Consider the following 13,321-nt stretch of genomic DNA (forward strand, 5'->3'; position numbering starts at 1 on the left):
GGCAGCGTCAGATGTGTATAAGAGACAGTCGCAAAGGCATCAAGCCTAAAGTCATCTATGCCAAGAAGTGCGGCAAAGCCAACTCCTCTCATGCCTCCAAGAAGCGCTCGCTCTTGCGCATTTAAGCGGTATGGAAAAATTCTTTTATTGCCACCAAGGTGGATTTTCTCGTATTTTGTGGGATTGTAGGTCTCTTGAAAGACGGTCACGTAGTCTGCGCCACTTTTGTGAAGCAGGGCGTAGCCGTCTGAATTTAATGGGTAAATCTCAACCCCAACGACTTTAAAAAATTTCTTTGCTAAAGCGCAGGCGTTTGCGATGTAGGCGACACTTGAGTTGGTCTCGCTCTCGCCAGTTAGGATCAAAATTTCTTCCAAGCCGCTCTTTGAAATTTCTCTTAGCTCTCTTGTGATCTCCTCGTCGCTTAGCTTTGCCCTTTTTATTTTATTGTTGGCGTTAAAACCGCAATAAACGCAGAGATTATCGCAGTAGTTTGCTATGTAAAGCGGGGTAAAAAGCGTGATGTTTGAGCCAAAATTTGCCCTTGTTTTTGCCTGAGCGAGCTGGGCTATTTGCTCTAAAAATGGCGCTGCAGCAGGCGAGAGCAGGGCTTTTAAATTTTCAAGCGAGCAGTGCTTTGCATTAAGAGCTGCTTTTACGTCTGCTTCGGTGTAAATTTCTGGTTTATAGCTCGCGCGCTCTTTTAAAATTTCATCCATGATGTCGCTGCCAACATCCTCCATGTGAGGTAGCAGCTGCATGTGGTCGGTTTTGGTAAATTTCATCAGTCTAAAAATCCAGTGAGCGGTGATGAGGCATTTGCGCTTTTGCTCTTTGCGCCAAGGCCTGCTAAATAGGCGTTGCGACCAGCGATGATAGCCTCTTTAAAGGCTCTTGCCATGAGCGGGATATTTTTAGATGAGGCGATAGCTGTGTTTGCCATGATCGCAGCCGCTCCCATCTCCATCGCTTCGCACGCTTGTGAGGGCCTGCCGATACCTGCATCAACTATGATCTGCGTATCAAGCTCGTTTATCAAAATTTCAATGATATCTTTAAAAACTAGCCCTTGGTTTGAGCCAATGGGCGCAGCTAGAGGCATTATGCAGCTTGCTCCTGCATTTAGCATCGCTCTTGCGGCGTTTAGATCAGGAAACATATATGGCATCGGCACAAAACCGTCATTTGCCAGTGCTTCGCATGCTTTTATCGTCTCAATGTTGTCTGGAAAGAGAAATTTAGAGTCAGTGATGATCTCTATCTTAACAAGCTCGCCACATCCAAGCTCACGTCCGAGCTGGGCGATACGAACGGCCTCTTTGGCGTTTCTAGCGCCACTTGTGTTTGGCAAGAGCGTCACGCCTTTTGGGATAAAGTCAAGTATATTTCGCTCTTTGCTCTCGTTTATGCGCCTAAGAGCAAGGGTTAAAATTTCTGCCCCAGCCTCGTTTACAGCGGAGTCTATAAGCTCGTGCGAGTACTTGCCAGAGCCAAGGATGAAGCGGCTTTGAAACTCCTTGCCGCCAAGGATCAAGCTATCACTTTGCACTTACGCCTCCAAGCCCATAAGTAGTCTAATGGCCAAATTTGCCTCGTGGTTTGCACAGATCGCAACGCGTGGTGCCATGAGCCCTTGACCGATCTTCGCCTCGTTTGTGAGGTCGCCACAAAGATAGACATTTTTGGCAAATTTTATGGTTTTTATGAGATTTGAGCTAAAGTATCCTGCCATGCCAGAGGCGCCGATGATCTTTTTATCTTTTAAGCTAGCTCCAGCTTCGTTTAGTATCATCGCCTTGCCAGCGACGTTGTCAAAAGCCTCGCATAAAATTTCACACTCGCCAAAGACGCTTGCCACGTTTTTTTCATCCAAAAATATATCGTGAGCCTCGACCTCGACAAAGGGATTTACGTCATTTATCAGCTCTTTAAGCGCCTGCGTCTTTTTCATGCCGATGTGGCGGACGAAATACTGCTGGCGGTTTAGATTGCTTGGCTCAACGACGTCAAAGTCGGCAAGCACTAGCTTTTTTACGCCAACTCTTGCAAGACTTAGCGCGATATTTGAGCCAAGTCCGCCAAGTCCAGCCACGCCGACCACGGCTTTACTTAGGGCTAAATTTAGCTCAGGGCTGTTTCGTGAAGCGATCATCGAGCGTAAAACTTCACGCTCAGGCATCACGCCACGCCTTATAAATACGACATTTGAGCCATCTTTTAGCTCGCTATCTTCTTTTATAGCAAAGCCATCAACGATAAAAATGTCTGGCTTTGTTGCGTTAAATTTCTCTAAAAATTTATAAATTTCACTCTCTTTATCGCCAAGAGCAAGCTCTTTTAGCTCGCTAAGGCTTTTTGCTGGCACTTTAAATTTTGTGCCATTTAAAACTATCTCTATCATTTTCTCCTCATCCACCGCCAACTAAAGTGACGATCTCATAAGCTTTGCCCTCGCTCATAAAGTGCTCACTCCAAAGCTTTTTTGGCAAAATTTCTCCGTCTCGCTCAAGGGCTATAAATTTAAGCTCATAGCCATTTTGAGCTAAAAATTTATAAACATTTATATCGTTTTCAAGCTCGAAAATTTTGCCATTTACGCTAAATTTGATCATTAAATTTTGTAGCTTTTTACAAAATTTGCGATCCTCTCGATCGCTTTTTTTATGCTCTCGATGTCTGTTGCAAAAGAAATTCTAAAGTATCCCTCCATGCCAAAGCCCACACCTGGCACGGTCGCTACGTTCGCCTCTTCAAGCATCTTTTTGCAAAATCTAAGTGAGTCACTATCTACATCTTTGCATTTTACAAATAGATAAAACGCGCCATCAGGCTTAACTACGCTTAGCCCAGGGATAGCATTTATCATCTCAACAGCCACGTCGCGTCTTTTTTCATACTCTTTTCTCATGTTTTCGATGTCTTCATCGGTTTCACCTAGAAGTGACGGGATAGCGCCTATTTGCACGATCGAGCTGATGTTGCTTGTGCTTTGACTTTGAAGCTTTTTGATGCCAGCGATTAGCCAGTCCATCGAGCTTGCGATATAGCCAAATCTCCAGCCAGGCATCGCGCCACACTTGCTTAGGCCATTTATCGTGACCGTTCTTTTGAAAAGATCCTCGCTCACTGAGGCTACTGCGTGAAATTTCTTGCCGTAGATCACCTTTTCATAAATTTCATCGCTCGTGACGATAATGTCAGTGCCCTTTAAAACCTCGCCAAATGCCGCGATCTCCTCTTTTGTATAGACTGCACCTGTTGGGTTTGTCGGGTGATTTAGCGAAAAGACTTTTGTTTTTGGTGTGATCGCTTTTTTTAGTTGCTGGGCTGTTATTTTGAAATTTGTGCTCTCGTCTGCCTCGATAAAAACAGGCACGCCACCACAAAATTTAACGATCTCAGGGTAGCTCACCCAGTATGGAGATGGGATGATGACCTCGTCACCTGGGTTGATAAGCGCTTGAAATACGTTAAAAAGTGAGTGTTTTGCGCCGATGTTTGTGACGATTTGATTTGCTTTGTAGTCAAGTCCGTTATCTCTTTTTAGCTTTACTCTAATGGCCTCTATAACCTCAGGCAGGCCCGGCACTGGCGTATATTTGCCACTTTTGCTATCGTTATCAAGTGCGTTTTTTACAGTTTCTCTTATCTTTTTTGGAGTCATAAAGTCAGGCTCACCAGCTGAAAGCGAGATCACGTCGATGCCAGCAGCCTTCATCTCTTTGGCTTTTGTGCTGATCGCGATTGTGATTGATTCGCTTAATGTTTGCATTCTGTTTGCTAGTTGCATTTTCGTCCTTTTTAGTTGATTGTCTTTAAGTAGCTATTATCATTTAAAAATAGATAAAGTTCGCCCAAAATTTGCTTCTTTTGTGTTTCGTTTATCAGAGTTGATTTCTCTAAGCGCTCATTTAGAGTGTCTTGGATCTCGTAGATATCGTAGTCCATGTCCTCCATGATATCAAGGATCGACTGGCTCTCTAGTAAATTTGTGACCTTGTAGCCATCACTTGTTATCTCTACCGTAGCTTCTGTCGGATGAGTGAAGAGGTTGTGCTTCATGCCGATCACCTCTTGATATGCGCCAACTAGGAAAAATCCCAAGAAATAATCCTCCTTCTCCACATCCACGTCGTGCAAAAGCAGTGGGTTTTTCTCATCATCATAGCTGATCTCGCCGTCGCTATCGCAGGTGATGTCCCAGATCGAAGCTGGCAGGGTAGGGCGCTCATCAAGCCTGTCAAGTGGCATGATAGGGAAATTTTGCTTTAGACCCCAAAAGTCTGGCAAGCTTTGAAAGATCGAGAAATTTAGCAAGTATCTCTCTTGAACCTCTTTTTGAATTTTGGTTAGATCGCTTGAGTTGCTCTTATTGCCAAGCATCACGACAGCTTTTTTACTAATGAGCCTTAAAAGTACCTCTGCGTTTGATCTATCTTGCAGATCAACATAGCCTAGATCAAAGAGCGTGAGGATGCTCTCGGTGTGGTGGATGGCGTCGTGCAGGTACTCTAGGGCGTTTGAAGGCTTGATTGATTTATAAAGATCAACTAGCTCGGTTATTAAATTTGGATTATTTTTCTTTAAATTTAACTTCTCTTCGGTGTATTCTTGAGAAAATAGCTCAAGCACAGGAGCGACCAAAAGCGCGTGAGAAGCGGCGATGTAGCGACCTGACTCTATGAAAATATCTGGTTCGATCTCCTTTTTTTGCTCACTTATGGTTTTAAGCATATAAACAACGTCGTTTGCGTATTCGTTTAGCGTATAGTTTCTGCTGCTCTCCTCTTTAAACTGCGAGTATTCAATCGCTAGACCGCCGCCCAAATTTATCGCTTTTAAATTTGTTGCACCCATTTTTCTAAGCTCGGCGTAGATGTTGCCAGCCTCGATGAGTGCTTTTTTAAGCGGATGGATTTCGCTTATTTGAGAGCCGATGTGAAAGTGTATCATCGTGAAGTTTTCAAGTAAATTTGCCTTTTTTAGCATCTTTACAGCTTCTATTAGCTCGGTTGATGTTAGGCCAAATTTAGAGTGTATGCCGCCACTTTTTGCCCAAAGCCCCGATCCTGTCGAGTGTAGTCTCACTCTAAGTCCGATCTTTGGTTTTGGTTTAAAGCGCTCTTTTGCGATGGCGATTATCGCTTCAAGCTCGTTTAAGCCCTCGATCGTTAGCGTGATGTTATGCCCCATTTCTGCGGCGATGAAGCCTATATTTATCATCTCTTTATCTTTAAAGCCATTCACCGTTATAGGCGCTTTGTCGTTGTTATAAGCCATAGTTAGAAGTAGCTCAGCCTTGCTACCAGCCTCAAGGCCGTAGTTATAGGGCTTGCCAAGGCGAACTAGGTTTTTTACAAAGCCAGGATATTGATTTACTTTAAGTGGGAAAACGGCGTTAAAGCTGCCTTTGTAGGCAAATTCTTTCTTTGCCTTTGCAAAGCTTGCGTGGATCTGCTCGATCTGCTTTTGGATAAGGTGCGGAAAGCGAAGCAGCAGTGGACCTCTGTAGCCATCGTCTCTTATCTCTTTTACTATGTCGATGATCGCTGGCTTGCTAGCTTCGTTTATGCAGACTTTGCCGTCTTCTATCACAAAATTTGAATTGCCCCAAATGCTAAGTCCAAAATCATTCATCCCAGCTCCTTTTCAAGCTCATCTAAATTTATCGTTTTTTCATCTTTGGTTTCTAAATTTTTATACCAAATTTTATTCTCTTTCATCTCATTTTCGCCCACACAAAGGAAAATTTTTGCCTTTTTGTTGTCGGCATTTTGCAGATGTTTTTGAAGTTTTTTGGCTTCGTATGAAATTTCGACCTGATATTTTTTGCGAAGTTTCGAGCCAAGCGCATAGACAAAGTCTAAATTTGCCGCATCAAGCGCGCAAAGGTAAATTCCAGCTCGCTCATCCTGGGCCTCACCTAAAATTTCCATTATCCTCTCAACGCCCATCGCAAAACCAACGCCGTAACTTGCTCTACCGCCAAGATACTCAACGAGCCTATCGTATCTGCCACCCCCTGCTACTGCGCTTTGTGAGCCGATCTCGTTGCTGATAAACTCAAACGCCGTCTTGCAGTAGTAGTCTAGCCCACGAACAAGCTTAGTGTCTATCTCAAATTTAACGCCATTTGCCTTTAAAATTTCTTGCAGTTTTGCAAAATCAGCCTGCGCCTCGCAGCTTAGGCTATCAGTGATAACTGGGGCGTTTTTATAAATTTCTTGGCAGCTTTCTATCTTACAGTCAAGCACGCGGATAGGATTTAAAAGCTTGCGTCTTTTGCAGTCTTCGCAAATTTTATCGTCATTTTCATCTAAAAATTTGACAAGCTTTGCTTTGTAAGACTTCATCGAGCTCTCGTCGCCAAGCGAGTTTATTTTTAGGGTTGTTTTTATATTTAGTCTGTTAAAAATTTCGCTCACCATCAAGATAATGCTCGCATCCTCATAGACGCTGCCCTCGCCAAAGCACTCACAGCCAAACTGGTGAAACTCTCTCAAGCGGCCTTTTTGTGGGCGCTCGTAGCGAAACATCGAGCCATGATAAAAGCAGCGTTTTGTCACGTTTGCCCTGTCAAGCTTTGCCTCGATAAAGGCTCTAACCACGCCAGCCGTGCCTTCAGGACGCAAGCAAACGTCGTTGCCGCCTTTGTCTTCAAACTGATACATCTCTTTGCCCACGATGTCACTGCTCTCGCCGACACTTCTTTTAAAAAGCGCCGTCTCCTCGAGGTGTGGGGTCAAAATTTGCTCATATCCGTAGTTTTTTGCGACTTCCTCGCAGGTTTTGATTATCTGTGCGTAAAGTTTTGCGCGAGCTGGAAGCATATCTTTCATGCCACGAAGTGCCGTTATCATCGCATTATCCTTTTTATTTTTTTGTGATTTTACTTAAAATTTATAAAATTTTCTATCTCTTTTGAAATTAGCTCTATGCTTTTAGATGCGTCTATAAAAAGCGTTTTAAAGCCATTTTTGATAAGAATTTGCTTCATCAGGCTTTGCACTTTTAAAAGATACTCTAGCCCACGAGCCTCGATCTTATCGCTTGTGCCTCTTGTTTTTAAGCGCGTGCTTATAAGCTCATGGCTTGCTTCAAAAAAGATGATCTTGTCTGCAAATTTATCATTTAGTGCAAATTTATTAAGCTCTAAAAGCACGTTTTCATCTAAGCTTTCATCATTTGCCAAAGCGTAGGCGATGCCTGAGATAAAGCCTCTGTCGCTTAAAATAAGCTTACCCAAATTTGGAGCGACCAGCTTTTCAAAATGCTCAGCCCTGTCAGCTAAAAAAAGTAAAATTTCAGCCCTTTTGCCTATTTTGATGCTTGAGCTTAGTAAAATTTCTCGTAAATTTTCACCAAGCTGCGTGCCACCTGGCTCTTTTGTGACGATGGCATCACTAAATTTAGAAGCTAAAATTTCTATCTGCGTGCTCTTGCCAATGCCGTCAATGCCTTCAAACAAAATATACATTTTACGCCTTTAAATTTTTAAGAATTTTTGCTGGCACTAGGTTGCTCACGTCGCCATCGTGGCGCAAGACTGAGCGGACGATCGAGCTTGAGATGAAGGCGTTATTTAAGCTTGGCATAAGATAAACCGTCTCGAATTCATCCCAAAGTGCAGCGTTTGCGTAGCCGATTTGTAGCTCGTATTCAAAGTCACTAACCGCGCGAAGTCCCCTGATGACGGTGTTTATGCCGTGCGATTTAGCAAAATCAACAAGCAAGTTATCAAAGCCAAGCACGCTTACATTTTTTAGCTCGCAAACTGCCTCTTTTGCCATCTCTATGCGCTTTTCATGTGCGAACATCGGCTGTTTGCTGTCACTTTTGGCAACTGCGACGATTACCTTGTCAAAAATTTTCGTAGCCCTTATGATGACGTCTAAATGGCCGTTTGTTATGGGGTCAAATGTCCCTGGATAGATGCAAGATTTTTTCAAATTTGCCACCTTTTGTAAAGATTATTTTGGATTTTTAAAGCATCGAGCCACTTGCCGATGATGAAATGCTCCATATCCTGAAGGCTCTTTATACCTGCGTAGTAGCCTAAAACTGGGGGTGCGATGATAGCTCCAAGAGATGAGAGTAGCTGCATCTGTGAAAGCGCGATCATAGAAAACGGCATTTCTCTAACGCCCAAAACTAGGGTTTGCCTCTCTTTTAGTGCGACGCTTGCGGCCCTTGTGATGAGCGTGTCGCTTATGCCGTTTGCGACCTTTGCTAGCGTGTTGGTAGAGCAGGGCGCTATAATCATAGCTTCCGTGCCAAATGAGCCAGATGCTGGACCAGCGCTAAGATCCAAATCATCATAAATTTTCACGCCAAGATTATTTAAATTTAGCCTCAAATTTTCTTCAGTCTCCAAAACTTTCATAGCGTTTTTGCTAACTATGACGTGCGCCTCACAGCTATCTTTTGCGGCATTTATTAGCTTTAGAAAAAGCCCAGCTCCGCTTGCTCCGGTGGCTGCAAAAACTACTTTTTTCATCTTATAACTGCCTCGTCTTTGCCTGAAACTGTGGCCTGTAAAATTTTATTTTCTCTTGTTCTTATCTTTATCATATCGCCTAAATTTCCATCTTCAAGCGCCTTTACTTCAGCGATTATCTTGACGCCACCCTCGCTTAAGACTGCATTTAGCATTTGACCTTTTTTTACTAAGCTTATGGCGTTAAATTGGCGTTTGGTTAAAATTTCTCCGCTTCTTATCTGCACTTTTGTGACAAGCGTTGAGGCGCTAAGTCCAAAGAGTGCGTCACGTGGCCATTTGCTAAACTCGATCATCGTTGGTTGATAATCAAGCAAGCTTAAAATGTGGTTTGTATTCATTGAATTTATAGCGATAAAAACTGGCATTTTGGCGTTAAAGCTAAATTTAAAATAAAGGCTTTTAAGACTTAGATCAACATCCTCAAAGGAGGCTCTAAAAACGCCTTTTTGGCTATTTTGATCGTTTAAGAAGATATTTTTAAAGACTAAGTCTTTAAAATTTGCAGGGAGTTTGTTTTGCGGGCTGATGCTAAGATCGCTCACGCTGATGCCTGGATACTCGTTGCTGATCTCTCTTAGAAAGTGCATCTGAATTTCATCCATGATAGAGCAGTTTTTCACAAAAGCCACGTTACCGCCGCTTTTGTCATTATATGTTTTAAAATTTGCTGTTAGAATTTCATAGAGTTTTTTGCTATCTATCTTGGCTGCTCTTTTGCCCTCTAAGTTTAAAATCTCATTATCTTCGCCCTCAAAGCCAAAAGTACTGAGTGAAATTTGATCATTTATGACACAATACATCGGATAGATGCTGACTTCATTTGCAAAAAGTTTTGTGGAAAATAAAAAAATGAGTATAAAAAAGATGGAGCGGGAAACGAGATTCGAACTCGCGACCCCAACCTTGGCAAGGTTGTGCTCTACCCCTGAGCTATTCCCGCAATCAAAATGAAGTCCGCATTTTATCAGATTGTTTTTCATTTGTCAAGGATTATGGAAGTTTTATGAGTGAAATTTCGCTATTTTGTAAAATTTCACCTTGATCAGGGCTAGTTATCAGCACAAAATCGCTCTTTAATATATGATTTATCATACCTGAGCCATATTTTCCGCCGTCAGTTGCTATAAATTTACCATCAATTACATTACCAAAAACAGCATTTGCTCTGCCAGATTTTACCTTTAAATTTTCACCATTTATCACTTTTTGCGTCACAAAGCACTCACTTTTTAGAAGTGGCAAAACAAGTATCATTAGGCAAAGATAGGCAGCCATAGGGTTTCCAGGTAGCACAAAGACAAGCTTGCCATCTTTTTCATAAGCCTTACAAGGTCTGCCAGGTCTTATGTCAAGATGTGAGAAAATTTCGCTATATCCAAGCTCGCTCATGGCTATCTTCATAAAGTCAGCCTCTCCAGCGCTTGCTCCGCCAGAGCAGATGACGATGTCGTAGTTTGCAGCGTTTAAAAATGCCTGTTTTACGGCGCTTAGCTCATCTTTTATGATGCCAATATATGAGCTTTTTTGACCTATGGAGCTTAAAAGAGCGGTGATGCCAAAGGCATTTGCGTTGTAAATTTCATCCTCGCTCGCTCTTTGCCAAGGCTCGATGATCTCATTTCCGCTTGAATAAACTGCGATGCTTGGCTGCTTTTTTACGTCTATAAAGCTTATGCCCTGAGCTGCTAGCATCATCACGCTTCTAGTGTTTAAAATTTCGCCACTTTTTAGGAGAATTTCGCCTATTTTTGCCTCTTCGCCCTTAAAGCGGTAGGCGTCGCCCTTTTTAAGCTTAGCTGGCGCTTTTACAAACTCACCTTCAACCACACAATCTTCAAATCTCATGACCGTGTCAGCACCCTTTGGCATCTTAGCACCTGTCATTATCTTCACGCACTCGTTTTTTCCGATACTTAGCTGCTCTTTATCGCCTGCAAAGGCACTTGCGATGATCTTATAAGGCTCATCTTTTTCATCAAATTTAACCGCAAATCCATCAAGCGCTGAGTTATCAAAGCAGGGCAGGTCTTTGACCGCTATCACGTCATTTGCTAAGGTTTTATCAAGCGCCTCGCTAAGAGGTAAAATTTCACTCTCATTTTTTGGTCTAAATTTAGCTTTTAAAGCATCTAATGCGTCATTTACTAGCATTTTTACTCCTCAAGCCTAACGATTTTTGCCCCAAGGCTTTTAAATTTTTCCTCAAGCCTCTCGTAGCCTCTATCAAGGTGGTAAATTCTATGCACCAAGCTCTCGCCATTTGCGATAAGAGCGGCTAGTATGAGTGCTGAGCTCGCTCTAAGGTCAGTTGCCATAACATCAGCTGCGTTTAAATTTGCAGGGGCATAAACGCTTGCGATATGTCCATTTAGGCGGATGTCAGCACCCATCCTAGCTAGCTCGCTAACGTGCATAAAGCGGTTTTCAAAAAGCCTCTCATCTATCGTGCTAACGCCATTTGCTGCTAGACAAAGTGCCATAAACTGAGCCTGCATATCGGTCGGAAAGCCAGGATACTCAGTCGTTCTTATTTTGACTGGCTTGATGGCTTTAGCTGGCAATATCGTGATCTTATCGCCGTCTACTTCGATACCAAAGCCCATCTCTTCAAATTTATTTAAAATGGCTGTCATATGCGCAGCATTTGCCTTTGTGACCGAAATTTTACTATTTGTGATAGCTCCAGCGCAAAGGTATGTGCCAGCTTCGATCCTATCTGGGATGACCTCGATGTCACAAATTTCAAGTAGCTTTTGACCGCTACCAGTTATCTTTAGCTCGCTTGTGCCTATGCCTTCTATCTTGAGCCAAAATTTCACAAATTTGCACCACTTCAGGCTCAAGCGCGACGTTAAAAAGCTCTGTCGTGCCATGCGCTAAGGCTGCTGCCATGATGATATTTTCGCTGCCAGTTACGGTGATCTTATCAAAAACTATCTTTGCGCCTTTTAGGCCATTTGGCGCGGTTGCGACGACATAGCCTTGTTTTATCTCGATATTTGCGCCCATTTTCTCAAGTGCGTTTAGGTGCAGATCTATTGGTCTTTGTCCGATCGCACAGCCACCAGGCAGGCTCACTTCGCAGTGACCAAAGCGCGCTAGAAGCGGCCCAAGCGTCAATATAGAAGCGCGCATCTTTCTAACGATGTCGTAGTTTGCCGTAGTTGAGTTTACGCTGCTTGTGTCTATGCTTAGTGAGTTTTCGTCCTCAAATTCGCACTTTGCGCCGAGATTTCTTAGCAGTTGGCAAAGTGTTTTTATGTCAGCGACGTTTGGGATATTTGTTAAATTTACTTTGTTTTTTGCAAGCAAGGTTATGGCGATTATGGGTAGGGCGGCGTTTTTGGCTCCGCTGATCCTCACCTCACCGCTTAGTTTGGCATTGCCCTCTATTTTTAGATAGTGCATCATTATTTTTTGCCTTAAGAAAATATATTTTTTGCCGATTATATTGTTTTTAAACTTAGAGTAAAGAAAACAGGGCGCTATTTTTCGCTTTATTTACATTTAAGAGTTAAAATTACGAAAATTAATTATTTTGGATAAAAATATGTTAAGTTTAATAAATAAAAGAATATTTTTTGCACTCTGCATTGCGCTTTTTACAGGTTGTTCTTTCACCTCAAATGAGCCTAAAATCCCACAAAATGACTATAATCAAACCGCCTCTACAAACGAAGACTTTAGCAGACAAACTTCAAGTGAGCTTTTAGACGAAGATGACGGCAGAGCAGATAAAGAATTTGGTTCATTTTTTAAAAAATACTTAAATACTAGAGCAGGGGGCGACTGCTCAGGCTTCGTCTCTATCGTTAATGCAAAATATAAAAATATGTATTTTGATGAAAAAACTATCAATAACTACTACAGCAAGGGTGGCAGAAAGTCAAAAGCCATCTACAACTTCTATGAAAGCCAAAATTTGATCACTCATAAAAATCCAAAAAAAGGCGATCTTATCTTCTTTTCAAATACCCTTGGCAAAGGCATACAAAAAAATAAAGACAAGAAAAATGTCACTCACGTCGGCATCGTAACAGCTATACTCCCAGACGAAACAGTCAAATTTATACACAACTCTGGCGGCAGGATCATCCACAGCTATATGAATTTAAAACAAAAAAACACGCATCTAAAGGGCGACAAAGAGATAAACAGCTACGTCGTAAGATGTTCAAACGCTAGCTGCCTAGCGGCAAACAGATTTGCTGGATATGGCAAAGCTAAGTAGCCCAGCTACATTTGCGCTTATCATTTTAAATTTAGCTGCATTTTTTGGTATTACTTTTCTGCACTCGCGTGAGTTATGGCTCGCGCCTGGCTTAAACATCTATTTTTTAGAAAAACTCTATCTATTTCAGCCTCTCACATCTATCTTTATGCACGCAGGCGCAGGTCACTTGCTTATGAATATGCTCTTTTTATATCAAGTTGGCTCAATGAGCGAGTTATATCTTGGCACGAAAAAATTTATCATTTTTTATATCGTTGGCGGCGTTTTGACGCAAATTTTAAGCTTTATTTATATATATTTTGCATTTGAAAATGAGAAATTTATAAATTTAGTCGGTGCAAGCGGTGCTTTGTCTATGCTATTTGGCATGCTGGCGACTTCGTTGCTATACTCAGATAAAAAGGCGTGGTTTGGCTACTTTGCCGCCCTGATAGCCATGAGCTTTTTGCCACTATTTATGGGGATAAATGTCGCATGGTATGCGCACTTTATAGGCTGGGGGATTGGCTGTTTGTACGCTAAATTTTACTTAAAGAGAGCAGATGAGATTTTTTGATGAGATCTGGGACATTTTAAACGAAGGCGAT

The 13,321-nt window shown here is 42.3% G+C and carries 14 protein-coding genes, 1 tRNA gene and 1 pseudogene; 2 read left to right on the plus strand and 14 right to left on the minus strand.

Translation table 11 applies throughout. The annotated features are described in order from the left end of the window. The 14 genes and pseudogenes from Q0296_RS05065 to murA all read right to left on the minus strand — a co-directional run. Positions 1-785, minus strand: a 785-nt coding sequence (locus Q0296_RS05065; protein ID WP_298037413.1) for a radical SAM protein, incomplete at its 3' end; no start/stop codon positions are given. Beyond that, positions 785-1,549, minus strand: coding sequence for a thiazole synthase (locus tag Q0296_RS05070; protein ID WP_298037416.1), 765 nt, complete (start codon positions 1,547-1,549; stop codon positions 785-787). The genes Q0296_RS05070 and Q0296_RS05065, both read right to left, overlap by 1 nt. Continuing rightward, positions 1,550-2,401: a sulfur carrier protein ThiS adenylyltransferase ThiF gene (gene thiF / locus Q0296_RS05075; RefSeq protein ID WP_298037419.1), complete on the minus strand. Its 852-nt coding sequence runs from the start codon at positions 2,399-2,401 to the stop codon at positions 1,550-1,552. Positions 2,402-2,408: 7 nt separating this feature from the next. Further along, positions 2,409-2,612, minus strand: a complete 204-nt coding sequence (gene thiS / locus Q0296_RS05080; protein WP_298037424.1) for a sulfur carrier protein ThiS — start codon at positions 2,610-2,612, stop codon at positions 2,409-2,411. Then, positions 2,612-3,790 carry a pyridoxal phosphate-dependent aminotransferase gene (locus tag Q0296_RS05085; protein ID WP_298037427.1) on the minus strand — a complete coding sequence of 393 codons (1,179 nt, stop codon included), beginning with the start codon at positions 3,788-3,790 and terminating at the stop codon, positions 2,612-2,614. The genes thiS and Q0296_RS05085 overlap by 1 nt, the downstream gene beginning before the upstream one ends. A gap of 11 nt (positions 3,791-3,801) precedes the next feature. After that, entirely contained in the window at positions 3,802-5,637 is a 1,836-nt protein-coding gene (gene speA, locus Q0296_RS05090) for a biosynthetic arginine decarboxylase (protein WP_087581652.1), read from the minus strand. Continuing rightward, positions 5,634-6,860, minus strand: coding sequence for a histidine--tRNA ligase (hisS, locus tag Q0296_RS05095; protein WP_298037448.1), 1,227 nt, complete (start codon positions 6,858-6,860; stop codon positions 5,634-5,636). The genes speA and hisS overlap by 4 nt, the downstream gene beginning before the upstream one ends. A gap of 29 nt (positions 6,861-6,889) precedes the next feature. Continuing rightward, a complete protein-coding gene (gene tmk / locus Q0296_RS05100) occupies positions 6,890-7,477 on the minus strand; it encodes a dTMP kinase (RefSeq protein ID WP_298037450.1) in 588 nt (195 codons plus the stop codon). 1 nt (position 7,478) lies between these two features. Then, a complete protein-coding gene (gene coaD, locus Q0296_RS05105) occupies positions 7,479-7,949 on the minus strand; it encodes a pantetheine-phosphate adenylyltransferase (RefSeq protein ID WP_012001782.1) in 471 nt (156 codons plus the stop codon). Further along, positions 7,946-8,497, minus strand: coding sequence for a UbiX family flavin prenyltransferase (locus tag Q0296_RS05110; RefSeq protein ID WP_298037459.1), 552 nt, complete (start codon positions 8,495-8,497; stop codon positions 7,946-7,948). Before Q0296_RS05110 ends, coaD begins: the two co-directional genes overlap by 4 nt. Beyond that, complete coding sequence (gene flgA / locus Q0296_RS05115) at positions 8,494-9,300, minus strand: flagellar basal body P-ring formation chaperone FlgA (protein WP_298037462.1); 807 nt, start codon at positions 9,298-9,300, stop codon at positions 8,494-8,496. The genes Q0296_RS05110 and flgA overlap by 4 nt, the downstream gene beginning before the upstream one ends. A gap of 65 nt (positions 9,301-9,365) precedes the next feature. Next, a tRNA-Gly gene (locus tag Q0296_RS05120) sits at positions 9,366-9,440 on the minus strand. Between the two features lie 50 nt (positions 9,441-9,490). Next, complete coding sequence (locus Q0296_RS05125; RefSeq protein ID WP_298037465.1) at positions 9,491-10,651, minus strand: molybdopterin molybdotransferase MoeA; 1,161 nt, start codon at positions 10,649-10,651, stop codon at positions 9,491-9,493. Positions 10,652-10,653: 2 nt separating this feature from the next. Continuing rightward, positions 10,654-11,908, minus strand: a pseudogene (murA, locus tag Q0296_RS05130) (UDP-N-acetylglucosamine 1-carboxyvinyltransferase). A gap of 142 nt (positions 11,909-12,050) precedes the next feature. Here murA and Q0296_RS05135 point away from each other — a divergent pair. Beyond that, complete coding sequence (locus tag Q0296_RS05135) at positions 12,051-12,731, plus strand: NlpC/P60 family protein (protein ID WP_002939441.1); 681 nt, start codon at positions 12,051-12,053, stop codon at positions 12,729-12,731. Further along, a complete protein-coding gene (locus tag Q0296_RS05140; protein WP_298037468.1) occupies positions 12,715-13,290 on the plus strand; it encodes a rhomboid family intramembrane serine protease in 576 nt (191 codons plus the stop codon). The genes Q0296_RS05135 and Q0296_RS05140 overlap by 17 nt, the downstream gene beginning before the upstream one ends. The last annotated feature ends 31 nt before the right edge of the window (positions 13,291-13,321 follow it).

Source organism: uncultured Campylobacter sp. (assembly GCF_937890585.1).
GTDB lineage: Bacteria > Campylobacterota > Campylobacteria > Campylobacterales > Campylobacteraceae > Campylobacter_A.

Coding starts and splice junctions, on each gene's coding strand:
- thiF (WP_298037419.1), bottom strand. CDS start 2,401: ATGATAGAGATAGTTTTAAATGGCACAAAATTTAAAGTGCCAGCAAAA.
- thiS (WP_298037424.1), bottom strand. CDS start 2,612: ATGATCAAATTTAGCGTAAATGGCAAAATTTTCGAGCTTGAAAACGAT.
- Q0296_RS05085 (WP_298037427.1), bottom strand. CDS start 3,790: ATGCAACTAGCAAACAGAATGCAAACATTAAGCGAATCAATCACAATC.
- speA (WP_087581652.1), bottom strand. CDS start 5,637: ATGAATGATTTTGGACTTAGCATTTGGGGCAATTCAAATTTTGTGATA.
- hisS (WP_298037448.1), bottom strand. CDS start 6,860: ATGATAACGGCACTTCGTGGCATGAAAGATATGCTTCCAGCTCGCGCA.
- tmk (WP_298037450.1), bottom strand. CDS start 7,477: ATGTATATTTTGTTTGAAGGCATTGACGGCATTGGCAAGAGCACGCAG.
- Q0296_RS05110 (WP_298037459.1), bottom strand. CDS start 8,497: ATGAAAAAAGTAGTTTTTGCAGCCACCGGAGCAAGCGGAGCTGGGCTT.
- flgA (WP_298037462.1), bottom strand. CDS start 9,300: ATGTATTGTGTCATAAATGATCAAATTTCACTCAGTACTTTTGGCTTT.
- Q0296_RS05125 (WP_298037465.1), bottom strand. CDS start 10,651: ATGCTAGTAAATGACGCATTAGATGCTTTAAAAGCTAAATTTAGACCA.
- Q0296_RS05135 (WP_002939441.1), top strand. CDS start 12,051: ATGTTAAGTTTAATAAATAAAAGAATATTTTTTGCACTCTGCATTGCG.
- Q0296_RS05140 (WP_298037468.1), top strand. CDS start 12,715: ATGGCAAAGCTAAGTAGCCCAGCTACATTTGCGCTTATCATTTTAAAT.